Below are 14,733 nucleotides of genomic sequence, written 5' to 3'. Positions count from 1 at the left end.
ACACTCTTATCTCCTATTTCAGGAGTCTTTCTTCATTATAACATATTTCATAAAGAATCATGTTCATTCAGCCCCACTTATGTAAAGTAAAAAGCTAGGAAGAACTTCTCCCTAGCTTTCTATTACTCTTCTTCTGCATCAACTATAAAGTTCGGATCTAATTCTTCAAATTCATCATCAGCAATTTGGAAATCATCATCTGATTCTACGCAGCCTTCAGGATTTACACTTACACAAATTTTCGTTTCTCCAACTACTTCTGTTACAAATTCACGTTCTACAGTTACAACAATTTTATTACCATTTGGTGATACAAGTGCTTCTAAACAATTTGGCGGCTGAATAACACGAGCAATAATTTCTAAATCGTCACCAGAAAAGTTTTTATCACGATAACCAATACTTACTTCGTCCGTGTAGTTCACACGTTCTGTTACAACTTCAGTCTTTGTATTTCCATCAAATGAATACCAAGTGTTCACATCATAGAAACCTTCAATTTCCACATGTTTTCCATTCTTTCTTGCTTCGTACGAGTGGTTAATTACCCAGCACCCTAAAATACTTGTTGGCTCATTATTCGATTCACATGTATGCGTTGACTTTGTATACTTACGTCCTTTTCCAACCACTGCTTTTGTAATAATCTCTCTAAATTCGGACATTCGTAACCCTCCTCAATCACTATTCACTTAATCATATGCGTGACAATAGCGGAATGTGTCATTCTTTTTTTGAGAAGAACTTACGTTTAATCCACAAAAAAAAAGAGATGTCAATATGACATCTCTTTAACAACCACAATTTCCTTTTTTACTTTCTACCGCTGCGCCAGTTTCACCCTTTAGTACATCGCCACCAGTTGAAATTAATATTTCATCTGTTACGTTGTTAGAAATTGTACTAGCAACTAACTGTAATAAGTCATTTACGTATGTTTGTGAAGATTTAAATTGTTGTACGACTGGAATACTGTCTAACTTATCTTGCAATGCATCAATTTCAGCTTCTACCTTTTTTAAAGCTTCCCATTTCCCGTAATGTTGCAAGTTTACTGCTTGTTTTTGCAGTGCTTTAATTTCATCGATTGCGCGCTTTACATTTTCATTTTTATGAATTTGCGCCTCTGCTTTCTTAAAAAAATCAACTTCTTCTGTTTCAGAAATCATTTTTGCTAATTCTTTCGCTTGTTCAACAATGTCATCTTTCGAATATACTTTCATCTATTATTTCACCTCAATCGGCTCTTCAACTAATTCCCCGTTAAGAGACCAAGTTTTTGCTTCCGTTATTTTCACTTTCACAAGCTGACCAATTAAAGATTTTGAAGCGACGAAGTTTACAAGTTTATTCGTACGAGTATAACCTGCAAGTACTTCCGGATTATTTTTACTTTCCCCATCAACTAACACTTCTACAATTTGACCTTTGTAACGACTATTCTTTTCAATTGCCAACGTATTTACTAGTGTATTTAAGCGCTGAAGACGTTCTTTCTTTACTTCCATCGGTACATTATCTTTCATTTTTGCAGCTGGTGTACCTTCGCGAGGAGAATAAATGAATGTAAAGGCAGTATCAAACCCTACTTCACGATATAACGACATCGTTTCTTCAAATTGCTCGTCTGTTTCATTTGGAAAACCAACGATAATATCTGTTGTTAATACTACATCTGGAATTGCTTCTTTAATTTTTCTTACAAGTTCTAAATAATGCTCACGCGAATATTTACGTGCCATAATTTTCAGCATATCTGTACTTCCAGATTGAACTGGTAAATGGATATGTTCTACTAGGTTGCCACCTTTTCCAAGCACTTCAATTAAGTGATCATCGAAATCACGTGGATGGCTCGTTGTAAAACGAATACGGGCAATATCAACTTTACGAAGTTCGTCCATTAAATCGCCAAGACCGTATTCTATATCTTCAAAGTCTTTACCATATGCATTTACGTTTTGTCCAAGTAACGTAATTTCTTTATAACCATTTGCAGCTAAATGACGAATCTCTTGGATAATATCTTCTGGACGTCTACTTCGCTCTTTTCCGCGTGTATACGGTACAATACAATACGTACAGAATTTATCACAGCCATACATAATATTTACCCAAGCTTTAATATCACCACGACGTACTTTCGGAAGGTTTTCAATTACGTCACCTTCTTTTGACCATACTTCAACTACCGTCTCTTTCGAGAACATCGCATCTTTTAGAATGTACGGTAGTCTATGAATATTATGCGTTCCAAATACCATATCTACATGCTGATTTTTTTGCATAATTTTATTTACAACAGATTCCTCTTGAGACATACAACCACATACACCAATTAAAAGGTCTGGATTTCTTCGTTTGAGTGACTTTAAATGGCCTAGCTCACCAAACACCTTATTTTCAGCATTTTCACGAATTGCACAAGTGTTTAATAAAACTACATCTGCATCCTCAGTTGAAAAAGTTGGTTCATATCCAAGTGCTGTGAAAATACCTGCCATTACTTCCGTATCATGCTCATTCATTTGACAACCATATGTACGAATATAGAACTTTCTTCCTGTACCAAAATTGCGAAACTCTTCAGGTAAGCCAAAATCCCGTTCAATTTTAACTTCTTCTTTCCCACGCTTTTTCGCATCCTTTAAGGAAGGTGGTTGATATACACTTTCAAAGTATTTACTATAATCTTTCTCTTCTTTTTTCATAGAGGAATTTGCTTGTTGACTTGCTAATCGTTGTTGCTCGTTCATCGGTAATCTCCTTTCACCCTTAACTATACACACTCTATAGTCCATTTTAATGCGCTTAGACTCACCTCAAAAATGGTTAGATAGCTGGAGAGATAACTTGTCCTTTGAAACTTGAGTAATCAATCTAATCATTCATAAGAATGAAGTCTTCCCCACGCAAATAGACATTCCCTTTTTATCATTTCTTGTTGTCCTACCCAAAAGCATATTGCTTTATCCCTATAAACATTACCATAGTATGACGTGTTTCGCCAATCTTAACAATACAAAGGCCTTTTATTACCTTACATTTCATAAGCAATGAACTTGCCATTTTCATACAACGATTTATATATTATTTTATCATTCTGAATTTTCTAAGTAAATAAGGCTACCCTATATTTTGTACATAAAAAAAGGTTGCCAAATCGGCAACCTTTTTTTCTTACATTACATAAATTCAGCAACAAGCTCATCAAACATTTTCTGATCCATATTTAAATCAGATTTCACTAAAGGCTCTTCACTATAGCCTTTAACAAGTTCTTGATATGATGGTTGCTTAGTATTTTGATAAATTAACCCTGTTACTAAACCGTTATTTTCCATTAAAGTTTGCATAGCCATCATGCGATTAGATGGATCATATCCCTCTACTGTGCTTAGTTTCGTTAAGTTCTCTTTAAACCAATCGTAAGTATTTACTTTATTGTAAGTAACACATGGGCTAAATACGTTAATTAATGAAAATCCTTTATGGTTAATACCAGCTTCAATAATTTGTGTTAATTCTTTTAAATCACTCGAAAAGCTTTGCGCCACAAATGTCGCACCAGCTGTTAAGGCCATTTCCATTACATTTAGTGATGGTTCAATTGAACCTTGTGGTGTGCTTTTCGTTTTAAATCCAGCTTCACTACGTGGTGAAGTTTGCCCTTTTGTTAATCCATAAATTTGGTTATCCATTACGATGTACGTAATGTCGATATTACGACGAATAGAATGGATTGTATGTCCCATACCAATCGCAAATCCATCACCGTCACCACCTGAAGCGATAACTGTTAAATCACGATTTGCCATTTTCACACCTTGTGCAATCGGAAGGGCACGACCATGAATACTATGCACACCATATGAATTAATATAACCTGAAATACGGCCTGAACAGCCGATACCAGAAATAACAGCAAGTTCATCTGGATTTAGGCCAACGTTAGCTGCCGCACGTTGAATTGCAGCTTGCACTGAGAAGTCTCCGCAACCTGGGCACCAGTTTGGCTTTACACTGTTACGAAAGTCCTTAAATGTTGCCATTTAATACAACCCCTTTTTTGCATTCGTTGTAAATCTCTTTCGGCAAGAATGGGTTTCCATCATATTTTAAAAGACTAGAAATTTTCTCACCATTACCAAGATTCATTTTCATAATGTTAGCAAGCTGACCTGTTGCATTGTTTTCTACTACTACAACACGCTTCGCCTTTTTCACAAGTGGATCGATTTCAGCTGTTGGGAACGGGTGAATTAAACGCACATGAGCATGGTTTACTTTCATACCCTCTTGTTCTAAACGCGTCATTGCCTCTTCGATCGCACCACGAGTTGAGTTAAATCCAACAAGCAATACGTCTGCTTCTTCATGCTTAACATTTTTATAAACAGGGGTATTAAACTTCAAGTTCTCCATTTTACGGAAACGTTTGTCCATTTGATCTTTACGGTTTATTGCTGATTCCGATGGTTTTCCAGTTTCATCATGTTCTACACCTGTAACATGGTGAACACCATTTTTCATACCAGGTAAAACACGTGGTGAAACCCCGTCTTCTGTTACTTCATAACGCTTGAAGTATGCTTTATTTTCACGTTCTGGTAATTCTGCTTCTAAATCAAGCTTACCACGACGAATTTCCACTTTATCTAATTTAAGTGGTTCTACTGTTTGTTTTCCTAACGAAAGCTGTAAATCTGTTAAGAAAATAACAGGAACTTGATATTCTTCAGATAAGTTAAATGCTTCTACAATGTCATAGAAAGCTTCTTCAACTGTACTTGGCGCCATTACGATTTTTGGAATTTCACCATGCGTACCGTAAATCATCGCCATTAAGTCAGACTGTTCTTGTTTCGTTGGTAATCCTGTACTTGGGCCGCCACGTTGTGTATCAACAATTACTAATGGGGTTTCTGTAATACCTGCTAAACCGATTGCTTCCATCATTAATGAAAGACCAGGACCAGCAGATGCCGTTAATGTACGAACACCAGCATAGTTTGCACCGATTGCCATTGTACAAGCTGCGATTTCATCCTCAGTTTGGATTACTGTTCCACCGACTTTCGGTAATTTTTTAATTAAGTATTCCATAATTTCTGATGCAGGTGTGATTGGGTATGCTGACATAAAACGAGCACCACCAGCTACCGCACCAAATGCGATTGCATCGTTTCCAATCATAAACATGCGTTTTTTACCATCAGCTTTTTCAAGCTGCATCATGTTTACTTTCTCACCTAGTAATTCTTTCATATATTGAGAGCCGCGTTTAATTGCGTCCATATTCTTTTGAACGACTTGCTCTCCTTTACGACCAAAGATTTCTTCAACAACATCTAAATAAGCTGTTTCATCTAATCCTAATACTGCACTTGATGCTCCTACAGCAACCATGTTTTTCATTAATGATGTGCCTAATTCTGAAGCAATATCTGTAAACGGTATCACATATAGATTTACATCTGTATTGTCAGGTATTGTTGGATTAAATTTCGCATCCGCAACTACAATTCCACCTGGACGTAGTTCGTGGAAATTAAAATCAATTGTTTCTTGGTCAAAAGCAATTAAAATATCTAAATCATCTGAGATCGCTCGTACTTCTGTTGTACTTACACGAATTTTATTATTTGTATGGCCGCCTTTTATACGTGATGAGAAGTGGCGGTAACCGTATAGGTAATATCCTAATCGGTTTAATGCAATACAGAAGATTTCTCCTGTACTTTCAATTCCTTCACCTTGTTGGCCTCCAACTTTCCATGAAAGTTGACTAATCATCTCCTACACCCCTTTTGGCTGCATTCATTGTAGTGTATTTTTTTACAGTAATAGTTTAGCATTTTTTATGCAAATAAACTACAACGGACGCAAATTATGCCTCTTCTGATTTCCCTGAATCTTTAGTATAAAGCTATTTTGTTTTTCATTCTAGTATTAGGTCTTAAAAAAAGCAATAAAATCAAATGAATTAATTTTTATTTTTCTGAATTTTAAATCAAAAACTTATATGTTCAACAAAATTATTATATAAAAATCGTTCTGCAGTTGATGCAGCATAGTGTTTACAAAGCTCATTCATTACATTTTCATAATCTCGATAAGCTGATACATTTACAACTGTATCTACAATCCCATCAAAATCTGAACCAAACCCTATATTGTTTTCTCCACCTAGCGAGCAAATATATTCGATATGTTTTATTATATCTGTTATATTTGCTTGCCCTTCGCTTGTTAGAAATTGCGGTACAAAAGTGACACCGATCATGCCATTTTTCTTTATAAGAGCTTTAAGTTGTTCATCATTCAAATTACGTGGGTGCTCGCAAAGTTTCATACAATTTGAGTGGGAAGCAATAGGATTTTTTGCAATCTCTATAACATCCCAAAAACTTCTTTCATTCAAATGAGACACATCAGTCCATACATATAACGTATTCAGTTCTTGTACAACATGTTTACCAAAAGTCGTTAAACCCGCCCCACGTGTCTCTAGCGCACCATCAGCTAAGAGATTGGCATAATTCCATGTTAGTCCAAAAGAACGTACTCCTAGGCGATACAACAACCGTAATTTCATTGCATCTTTTCCAATTGTTTCGCATCCTTCTATTGTTAATATCGCTCCAATCTCGTCCTGTTTTAATATGTTAATATCATCTTTTGTCTGAATAAACTTCACACCTGGTAAGGATAAAATTTCATTATAAAAAATATCTACCATTTGTAATGCTACTTCAAATCGGTTTTCATATGCCACTGTTTCTGGTACATATATAGCAAAACATTGTATACTTCCTTTTCTTCTCTTTAACTGTTCAAATGTAATATGTAATTGTGAATCATCTTTAAAATTCCTTTTCCCTTGTGCACTCCATAACTGAAGAAGCACGTCACAATGAGCATCAAAAATTTTCATTTTCATTCCTCCATTATAAAAACAACCTGTTTGCATACTGCAAACAGGTTGTTTAAACTTAACGAGGTTCTACAATTAATTTTATTGCTGTACGCTCTTCGCCATCAATCATAATATCTGTAAACGCTGGGATACAAATCAGGTCCAAACCACTAGGCGCTACAAATCCTCTTGCGATTGCTACTGCCTTTACAGCTTGGTTCAATGCACCTGCACCAATAGCTTGAATTTCTGCTGTTCCGCGTTCGCGAATAACACCTGCAAGTGCACCAGCTACAGAATTAGGGACCGACGTTGCTTTAACTTTTAATATTTCCATTCCGCGTTTCCTCCTCGTTTCTTTAAAAAGTATTAGCAATTATTTCACTTTAACTTATATTCACGAGGAATGGCGCGTATTCCTGCTAAATTTCTGTAATTTTTCTAAAAAATTAAAATATAATAACTTATCTAAAATTTAACGGAAATTTACTCAAAAAACGGTTGATCGTCATTAATTAAAATACGTTCAATTTTCTTTGCTTTTCCTGTATTTGGATCCACATCAATTAACACTGCGCTTAATTGCGTTCTACCATTTGTTACTTCAAATCGTACTGGTAAGTTTGTTAAAAACTTCTTCAATACTGCTTCTCTGTCCATACCTAATATTCCGTCATACGGCCCTGTCATCCCAACATCTGTAATGTATGCCGTTCCGCTTGGTAAAATACGGTTATCCGCTGTAGGGACATGCGTATGCGTACCTACTACTGCTGTAGCACGTCCATCTACATACCAACCTAGCGCTTGTTTTTCACTTGTAGTCTCCGCATGGAAATCAACAAATATAATATTCGTACGTTTTTTCGCAATATTAATTAATTCATCCACTTTACGGAATGGACAATCAATTGGAGGAAGGAAAGTACGTCCCTGTAAATTAATAACTGCAACTTCTGTTCCATTACAGTTCACAAAGATAAGTCCTTTTCCTGGAGTTCCTTCTGGGAAGTTAGCTGGTCTTGCAAGATATTTTGCATCATCGATGAATTCAAATACTTCACGATTATCCCAAGCGTGGTTTCCAAGTGTAACTGCCTGCGCCCCACACTCTAAAAAGTTTCGATATATTTTTTCTGTAATCCCACGGCCACCTGCTGCATTTTCTCCATTAATGATTGTTACTGTAGGTGTATATTTTTTCTTTAATGCCGGTACGTATTGTTGAATCATACCTCTACCAGGAGATCCTACTACATCCCCAACAAATAATATTCTCATATGTCTTACCCTTTCTATGTACTGCATTTTTTATTGCTATAGCATCAAGTAAATTCCTTATAATATCTTTATTATAAGTTTGCTTCACTTTTATGCTATATAACTAACTGTCTTTATTTTATCCAATTCCAACACAAAAAAATAAAGTGGTGTTTCACCACTTTATTTTGCGTATTCCACTGCACGTGTTTCACGAATAACAGTTACTTTAATATGTCCTGGGTAATCCAGTTCATTTTCAATACGTTTTCGGATATCACGAGCTAAACGATGAGCTTCTAAGTCATCGATTGTATCTGGTTTTACCAAAATACGAACTTCACGTCCTGCTTGAATTGCAAATGATTTTTCAACGCCTTCATAAGACTCTGAAATCTCTTCTAACTTTTCAAGACGACGAATATAGTTTTCAAGTGTTTCACTACGAGCTCCCGGTCTTGCAGCTGATAAAGCATCTGCTGCTGCAACTAAAACTGCAATGATAGAAGTTGGTTCTGTGTCACCATGGTGAGATGCGATACTGTTTATAACTACAGGATGCTCTTTATATTTCGTTGCAAGTTCAACACCAATTTCAACGTGGCTTCCTTCTACTTCATGGTCAATCGCTTTTCCGATATCATGTAATAGACCTGCACGTCTTGCTAGTTTTTCATCCTCGCCAAGCTCTGCCGCCATAAGTCCAGTTAAATATGCAACTTCCATAGAGTGTTTTAAGACGTTTTGACCATAACTTGTACGGTATTTTAAACGACCTAAAATTTTAATTAAATCTGGATGTAATCCGTGAACACCTACTTCAAACGTTGTTTGCTCTCCGACTTCGCGAATATACTCGTCCACTTCACGTCTTGATTTTTCGACCATCTCTTCAATACGCGCTGGGTGAATACGTCCGTCCTGTACTAGTTTATCAAGAGCGATACGAGCTGTTTCACGACGAATTGGGTCGAATCCAGAAAGGATTACCGCCTCTGGTGTATCATCGATAATTAAGTCAATACCCGTTAACGTTTCTAACGTACGAATATTACGACCTTCACGCCCGATAATACGTCCCTTCATTTCGTCATTTGGAAGATTTACAACCGAAACGGTTGTTTCAGCAACATGATCAGCTGCACATCTTTGCATTGCAAGAGATAAAATCTCTTTTGCTTTCTTATCCGCTTCTTCTTTCGCGCGAACTTCACTTTCTTTTACCATAACAGCGATTTCATGAGAAACTTCACTTTCTACTTTACCAAGAATAATTGCTTTCGCTTGTTCGCGTGTCAGATTGGAAATGCGCTCTAATTCTGTTTGTTGCTTTTGAACTAACTCTCCCACTTTGCTTTCCAACTCTTCAATCTGTTGTTGTCTCGCTACAAGAGATTCCTCTTTCTTCTCTAACTGTTGCTCGCGTTTATCGAGCGTTTCGTCTTTACGATCAAGGTTCTCTTCTTTTTGCATTAAACGATTTTCTTGTTTTTGTAATTCGCTTCTACGGTCACGAATTTCTAATTCAGCTTCTGTACGAAGTGTATGAATTTCATCCTTTGCTTCTAAAAGCGCTTCTTTCTTAAGTGCTTCAGCCTCACGATTCGCTTCGTCTAGAATACGTTTTGCTTCATTAGCCGCACCATTAATCTTCGCTTCAGCAATAGACTTTCGAACAAAAAAGCCAACAACTGCACCGACTGTTGTTGCAAGCAAAATGGAGATGAGTATCCAAACTGTACTACTCATGATTTCACCTCCCCTTGCTATGAATGAAAAAAGACTGTCGGCATGTACATTGAATTACAACATACAGCAAAGACCGTCGTCCCGCTTTTTTAAGGGACTTTCTTCATTTCACAATTAAAATGTCATATTATTATTTCGGTAAGATTTAAACCTTACTCCGAATATTACTTCTCTTCTTGAGAAGAGTATATCGTATATAAGAAAAAATATACATTCTCATTGTATCTATCGTAATTTTCATTGTCAAGCGTTGTCTACTTTTACTTTCTTTACCTTCAGCCTTGAATGTGACCTAAATTTGAAAAGTAAGGAGCCTATTATACTGGAAAACCTTAGTAATTCCCATTTCTTTACTTAAAATATTTACATATCCTTCTTTACACAACCCATTTGAAGTCAAAAAATATTTTTATCTATAGTATTATGCTCCTTAATAGTAGATAAAAAAATAAAAGACACGAGACCGTGTCTTTTATTTTTTTAATCAAGAAGAGTTGAATCTTCTGCGCCCTCAGCACCAGAATCTTCACTAATTCCGTGATGCTCACGAATAAAGAAGGCAATTTCTTCTCTTAAATCTGTATTTTCTTTTAAGAACTGCTTCGAATTTTCACGACCTTGTCCTAGGCGTTCTTCATTATAAGAATACCAAGCACCGCTCTTTTGAACAATATCAAGCTCAGAAGCCATATCCAAGATTTCACCTTCTCTTGAAATACCTTCTCCGTACATAATATCAACTTCCGCAACACGGAATGGTGGTGCTACTTTATTTTTCACTACTTTTACTTTTGTTTTATTACCAACGATGTCGTTACCTTGCTTTAATTGCTCCGCACGACGCACTTCAAGACGAACAGTTGAATAGAATTTCAACGCACGACCACCTGGAGTTGTTTCTGGCACTATCTATAGATTTTCCATCTCTATAGTCTGGACTATCTCTTCATCTCTTTACAGAGAGCCTTGCACTTCCAGCAGTAGCCTATCATCTGCCGTACCCTACTCAGTTAACTAAAAGTCCTTTTCGGTAGTCTCTACACCTTCCCCATATCACTATGGAGCTTGGCACGGTATTACCCTAAATAATGGTGGGCTTCACCGTTAGCAACTATATGGATAGTTACACCCTTAGGCAATAAGGTTCACAAGGTTTTTTAACATGCTATCACTAGCAAGGGAAACCCATGGTAAACTCCTTAATCTTTTCGATTAAGCAACTTGTAGTTGATTTCCGAACATAACCCCAACTTTTTCACGAATTTGGTTAATAAAGATTGCAATTGTTTTTGATTTGTTGATTGCTCCTGAAAGCTTACGAAGTGCTTGTGACATTAAACGCGCTTGTAAACCTACGTGTGAGTCACCCATGTCGCCTTCAATCTCTGCTTTCGGTACAAGAGCTGCTACAGAGTCAATTACGATAATGTCAACCGCACCACTTCGTACAAGTGCTTCCGCGATTTCCAATCCTTGCTCCCCTGTATCAGGCTGTGATAATAGTAATTCATCTATGTTAACGCCTAATTTTTGTGCATATACAGGATCCATTGCGTGCTCCGCATCGATGAATGCTGCTTGTCCACCTTGACGTTGTACTTCTGCAATTGCATGTAATGAAACTGTCGTTTTACCTGAACTTTCAGGTCCGTAAATTTCGATAATACGGCCACGTGGATATCCGCCTACTCCTAGTGCCACATCAAGTGCTAAAGAACCACTAGAAACCGTAGAAACTCTACGCTCCGCTTGTTCTCCTAATTTCATAATTGAACCTTTACCGAATTGCTTCTCTATTTGTTTTAACGCCATATCTAACGCTGCTTGACGATCACTCATTCAAAATTCCTCCTTAACTGAATTGCTAATCTTATTATACCTATTTTCAATTCAATTTGCCAATAAAAATCGAACATTTATTCGATTTTTTTATTTTCTATCAAATAATATCTAAATTTAACCGTAAAAAAAACTAGAAGAAACTTATATCTCTTCTAGCTTTTTATATAAATGATAAAATCCATATTTTACTGTTCGTTCTCTAATTTGTTGACGACTTCCGCTTAAATTAAGAGGAAAGACTACAGTTGGCTCATCCTTAACCGAAAGCCCAACAAATACTGTTCCTGGTTCTTTCTGTTCTGAAGCATCTGGCCCTGCTACCCCAGTGAAACTAATTCCGATATCCGCTTTTAATACATCCTTAACATTTTCAGCAAGATAACGAGCACATTCTTTACTAACTGCACCATCAGTATGCAATACTTCTTCAGGCACACGTAAAACATGTTGCTTCACATCATTATGATAACAAATGACACCGCCTTTAAACACAGAAGAAACACCAGCGTTTTCAGTTACTTGATTTCCAAAAAGACCACCTGTTAAACTTTCTGCACACGCTAAAGTTAACCCTTTTCTCTTCAATAACTCGATTGCCTTATAATGCAAAAATTCTTGGTCATATCCGTAGAAAAATTCTCCTACTCTTTCTAAAATCAAATCTTCCACATGTTGAATTAGTTTCTCCGCTTCGCTAACATTTTGATGCTTAGCGGTTAAACGTAATGTCACTTCTCCATCATTTGCTAACGGGGCAATTGTTGGGTTTGTTTGTCCATCAATTAAATCTTGCACTTTCACCTCTAATTGGGACTCCCCAATACCAAAAAAACGAAGCACACGAGAATAAATGTTTTCTCCTGTTGTAAAATTACGTAAAAAAGGCTCTACGTAACTTACATACATTGGTTTCATTTCTTTTGGCGGCCCTGGTAATAAAACATAAACTTTTCCGTTCTTATTTACCCCCATACCAGGCGCCATACCGTGGTTATTTGCAAATACTGTTGCTCCATTTAAAACGAGCGCTTGCTTTTTATTATTCTCCGTAAATTCACGGCCTGTACGCTTAAAGTAATTACTTATTAAGGCTAATGCCTTTTCATCATACACAAGCTCTTCATCTAAACTAGCAGCTATCGTTTCTTTCGTTAAATCATCTTTTGTCGGTCCTAAGCCACCTGTAAAAATAAGTATATCAGCACGTTCTTCCGCAGCTTCAATCGCCTTTTGCAGTCGCTTATTATTATCACCAACAACAGTATGATAGTACACGTTAATTCCGATTGAAGCTAACTTTTCAGATAAAAACTGGGCATTTGTATTTGCAATTTGTCCAAGTAATAATTCAGTTCCAACCGCAATAATCTCAGCATTCATCCCAATTCCCCCATAAACTTCTATTTTGAGTTTACAAAAGCAGCTCTATTTTTCCAGAAATAATCCCATCCTGAAATAACAGTAAAGATTAATGCAATCCATATGAAGATATCCGCAACTGGAATATGGATTAAATTTAAAGGTACATCGTGTAATAAATATGCTGCAATCGCAATAATTTGTGTCCATGTCTTAATTTTCCCTAGCTGATTTGCTGCAACTACTTCCCCTGTTCCAGCAAGTACAAGACGTAAACCAGTTACCGCAAACTCACGACTGATAATTACAATAACAATCCAAGCCGGTACATATTGCATCTCTACCAATGTAATAAGTGCTGCCGAAACAAGCAATTTATCAGCTAACGGGTCAAGAAACTTCCCTAAATTCGTTACAAGATTATACTTTCTTGCGTAATGTCCATCAATCCAATCTGTAGCTGAAGCAATGATAAAGATAAGTGCCCCCACTAAATGTTGAATTGGCAAATCAACATCACCAATTTTGTATGAACCCCAATCAAAGGGCGCTAACATAATTACCATAAAAATTGGAATTAAGAAGATTCTAGATATTGTAATTTTATTTGGTAAATTCACAGCTATTCCTCCATCATATCAAAAACATTTGTTCATCGAAAAAAAGTCATCGAAGCGATGACTGTTATTGTGCTGGTTGCTCTATCCCTTGGTTTTTAATCACCAATCTTTGGTGATATTCTTTTTGTGGATCTAACGGGAAAGCAAGCACTTGGCCATTCAGTTTAATTTCAACATTCGGTGCACTTCCAATATTAAGTCGTACTTCTTTTAATGTTGATACATCGCGTTTCTCTGTTTGACCGCTTTGTACTGTAGTATTTAGAATTTCGTTACCCGCATCATCCTTAACATCTACATAACTTGTACCCTTAGCTGAAATTTCCAGTTCTAATGTTTTATTATTATGAATTTCCAAAGTAGATACCTTTCCAGTTGTTCCAACTACTTTCACTTCTTGCTGTCCAGTTGGTTGTGCTGGTTGCTCCTCTTTCTTTGGTTCTTCTTTCTTTGGTTCCTCTTTTTTTGGCTCTTCCGCTTTCACTTCATCTTTCTTCGTATCTAACGGAGAATCTTTCGCTTTTTGAACTTCAATTTTCTCACTTTGAGCGCTTGGAACTTTTTCATCATCTTTTCCAGTTAACGCTTGAAACACAAACCAGATTACCACTCCAACTGCGATGACTAACAGCGCAACTAAGATTTTCGGCATGTGATCTGCAATTGGCCATGATGAAGATTTTTGCATTGTTTCTTGTGTTTTTTGTCCCGTTGATACTTGCGGAACTTCACGCTTTTCAGATTGTGGTATCGTACTCTGATGTTCTACAAGCAGTTCCTCTCCATTTAATCCAACCGCATCTGCGTATTGTTTAATGAATGCACGCGCATAAAAAGCTCCTGGCAATACATCATAATTGCCTTCTTCAATTGCCACTAAATGGCGTTTTTGAATTTTTGTAATCTCATGCAGCTGATCAATAGACAAGCCTTTCGCTTCTCTTGCTTCTTTCAGCTTTTGTCCCAATTCCGTCACTACTAACA

General features: G+C 36.7%; 12 protein-coding genes and 2 pseudogenes. All 14 read right to left on the bottom strand.

Annotated features, from left to right (window positions below):
• Nucleotides 1–122: 122 nt before the first annotated feature.
• The 14 genes and pseudogenes from cotE to ACK1U5_RS20715 all read right to left on the bottom strand — a co-directional run bounded on the left by cotE (nucleotide 123) and on the right by ACK1U5_RS20715 (nucleotide 14,725).
• The gene (gene cotE / locus ACK1U5_RS20780; RefSeq protein WP_001288799.1) at nucleotides 123–665 is read right to left on the bottom strand and encodes an outer spore coat protein CotE; all 543 of its coding nucleotides are present in this window, start codon (nucleotides 663–665) and stop codon (nucleotides 123–125) included.
• Nucleotides 666–791: 126 nt separating this feature from the next.
• Nucleotides 792–1,223, bottom strand: a complete 432-nt coding sequence (locus ACK1U5_RS20775) for a RicAFT regulatory complex protein RicA family protein (RefSeq protein WP_000870461.1) — start codon at nucleotides 1,221–1,223, stop codon at nucleotides 792–794.
• 3 nt (nucleotides 1,224–1,226) lie between these two features.
• On the bottom strand, nucleotides 1,227–2,756 hold the full coding sequence (gene miaB / locus ACK1U5_RS20770) for a tRNA (N6-isopentenyl adenosine(37)-C2)-methylthiotransferase MiaB (RefSeq protein ID WP_001005375.1): 1,530 nt from the start codon (nucleotides 2,754–2,756) through the stop codon (nucleotides 1,227–1,229).
• Between the two features lie 429 nt (nucleotides 2,757–3,185).
• Complete coding sequence (locus ACK1U5_RS20765; RefSeq protein WP_000190155.1) at nucleotides 3,186–4,052, bottom strand: 2-oxoacid:ferredoxin oxidoreductase subunit beta; 867 nt, start codon at nucleotides 4,050–4,052, stop codon at nucleotides 3,186–3,188.
• The gene (locus tag ACK1U5_RS20760) at nucleotides 4,039–5,796 is read right to left on the bottom strand and encodes a 2-oxoacid:acceptor oxidoreductase subunit alpha (protein ID WP_000625417.1); all 1,758 of its coding nucleotides are present in this window, start codon (nucleotides 5,794–5,796) and stop codon (nucleotides 4,039–4,041) included. Before ACK1U5_RS20760 ends, ACK1U5_RS20765 begins: the two co-directional genes overlap by 14 nt.
• Before the next feature lie 217 nt (nucleotides 5,797–6,013).
• Nucleotides 6,014–6,937 carry a dipeptidase gene (locus ACK1U5_RS20755; protein WP_048567514.1) on the bottom strand — a complete coding sequence of 308 codons (924 nt, stop codon included), beginning with the start codon at nucleotides 6,935–6,937 and terminating at the stop codon, nucleotides 6,014–6,016.
• A 58-nt stretch (nucleotides 6,938–6,995) separates the two neighbouring features.
• The gene (spoVS, locus tag ACK1U5_RS20750; protein ID WP_000404341.1) at nucleotides 6,996–7,256 is read right to left on the bottom strand and encodes a stage V sporulation protein SpoVS; all 261 of its coding nucleotides are present in this window, start codon (nucleotides 7,254–7,256) and stop codon (nucleotides 6,996–6,998) included.
• Nucleotides 7,257–7,405: 149 nt separating this feature from the next.
• The gene (locus ACK1U5_RS20745; protein WP_001221095.1) at nucleotides 7,406–8,200 is read right to left on the bottom strand and encodes a TIGR00282 family metallophosphoesterase; all 795 of its coding nucleotides are present in this window, start codon (nucleotides 8,198–8,200) and stop codon (nucleotides 7,406–7,408) included.
• Between the two features lie 162 nt (nucleotides 8,201–8,362).
• Entirely contained in the window at nucleotides 8,363–9,928 is a 1,566-nt protein-coding gene (rny, locus tag ACK1U5_RS20740; RefSeq protein WP_048567513.1) for a ribonuclease Y, read from the bottom strand.
• Nucleotides 9,929–10,408: 480 nt separating this feature from the next.
• Nucleotides 10,409–10,831, bottom strand: a pseudogene (locus ACK1U5_RS20735) (recombinase RecA); the annotation flags it as partial.
• A gap of 327 nt (nucleotides 10,832–11,158) precedes the next feature.
• Nucleotides 11,159–11,767: pseudogene (recA, locus tag ACK1U5_RS20730) on the bottom strand (recombinase RecA); the annotation flags it as partial.
• Between the two features lie 144 nt (nucleotides 11,768–11,911).
• Complete coding sequence (locus ACK1U5_RS20725) at nucleotides 11,912–13,150, bottom strand: competence/damage-inducible protein A (protein ID WP_048567512.1); 1,239 nt, start codon at nucleotides 13,148–13,150, stop codon at nucleotides 11,912–11,914.
• Between the two features lie 20 nt (nucleotides 13,151–13,170).
• Nucleotides 13,171–13,749 (bottom strand): CDP-diacylglycerol--glycerol-3-phosphate 3-phosphatidyltransferase, encoded by a 579-nt coding sequence (gene pgsA, locus ACK1U5_RS20720; protein ID WP_001052967.1) that lies wholly within the window; start codon nucleotides 13,747–13,749, stop codon nucleotides 13,171–13,173.
• Nucleotides 13,750–13,813: 64 nt separating this feature from the next.
• Nucleotides 13,814–14,725 carry a helix-turn-helix domain-containing protein gene (locus ACK1U5_RS20715; protein ID WP_048567511.1) on the bottom strand — a complete coding sequence of 304 codons (912 nt, stop codon included), beginning with the start codon at nucleotides 14,723–14,725 and terminating at the stop codon, nucleotides 13,814–13,816.
• Nucleotides 14,726–14,733 lie beyond the last annotated feature (8 nt).

It is taken from the genome of Bacillus sp. XB1, assembly GCF_053557995.1.
This window is presented reverse-complemented; position numbering and strand designations above follow the sequence as displayed.